This is a genomic window from Pseudomonas sp. NPDC096950, from assembly GCF_044762525.1.
Taxonomy (GTDB): Bacteria; Pseudomonadota; Gammaproteobacteria; order Pseudomonadales; family Pseudomonadaceae; genus Aquipseudomonas.
This window is the reverse complement of sequence record NZ_JBIWEL010000061.1, coordinates 1-1,316: the sequence shown is the minus strand read 5'-3', so window position 1 is coordinate 1,316 and position 1,316 is coordinate 1. Positions and strand designations below refer to the sequence as shown.

Here is a 1,316-nt window from a genome sequence, read left to right as displayed (position 1 = left end):
AACTCGTCGAAGTCCTGACCTTCCTGCGCAACCTGCCCAAGCCGTACGTCATGCTCTATGACCTGCACGGCGTGGACGAGCGTCTGCGCACCAAGCGTCAAGGGCTGCCAAGCGGCGCCGACTTCACTGTGTTCTATCACTTGATGTCGATCGAACGTAATAGTGACGTCATGATCAAGGTCGCCTTGTCCGAGAGCGACCTCAGCTTGCCGACCGTCACCAGCATCTGGCCGAACGCCAACTGGTACGAGCGTGAAGTCTGGGACATGTACGGGATCGACTTCAAAGGTCACCCGCACCTGACCCGCATCATGATGCCGCCGACCTGGGAAGGTCACCCGCTGCGCAAGGACTTCCCGGCCCGTGCCACCGAGTTCGATCCGTTCACCCTGAACCTGGCCAAGCAACAGCTTGAGGAAGAAGCCGCGCGCTTCAAGCCTGAAGACTGGGGCATGAAGCGTTCCGGGGCGAACGAGGACTACATGTTCCTCAACCTCGGCCCGAACCACCCTTCCGCGCACGGTGCGTTCCGCATCATCCTGCAGCTGGACGGTGAAGAGATCGTCGACTGCGTACCGGACGTTGGCTACCACCACCGTGGTGCCGAGAAGATGGCCGAGCGTCAGTCCTGGCACAGTTTCATCCCGTACACCGACCGTATCGACTACCTCGGCGGCGTGATGAACAACCTGCCGTACGTGCTCTCGGTCGAGAAGCTGGCCGATCAAGGTGCCCGAGAAGGTCGACGTCATCCGCATCATGATGGCCGAGTTCTTCCGGATCACCAGCCACCTGCTGTTCCTGGGGACCTACATCCAGGACGTTGGCGCGATGACCCCGGTGTTCTTCACCTTCACCGACCGCCAGAAGGCGTACACGGTGATCGAAGCCATCACCGGTTTCCGTCTGCACCCGGCCTGGTACCGCATCGGTGGCGTCGCCCACGACCTGCCCCGCGGTTGGGAAAAACTGGTGAAAGACTTCGTCGAGTGGATGCCAAAGCGTCTGGACGAATACCAGAAAGCCGCCCTCGACAACAGCATCCTCAAGGGCCGGACCATCGGCGTTGCCGCCTACAACACCAAAGAGGCCCTGGAATGGGGCGTCACCGGTGCCGGCCTGCGTTCGACCGGTTGCGACTTCGACCTGCGTAAAGCACGTCCATACTCCGGCTACGAGAACTTCGAATTCGAAGTCCCGCTGGCGGCCAATGGCGATGCCTACGACCGTTGCATCGTGCGCGTCGAAGAAATGCGCCAGAGCCTGAAGATCATCGAGCAGTGCATGCGCAACATGCCGGAAGGACCTTTAAAGTA

General features: G+C 60.6%; 1 pseudogene. It reads left to right on the top strand.

Going from position 1 to position 1,316, the window contains the following annotated elements:
- Window positions 1–1,316, top strand: a pseudogene (gene nuoC / locus ACIQY3_RS34335) (NADH-quinone oxidoreductase subunit C/D); the annotation flags it as partial.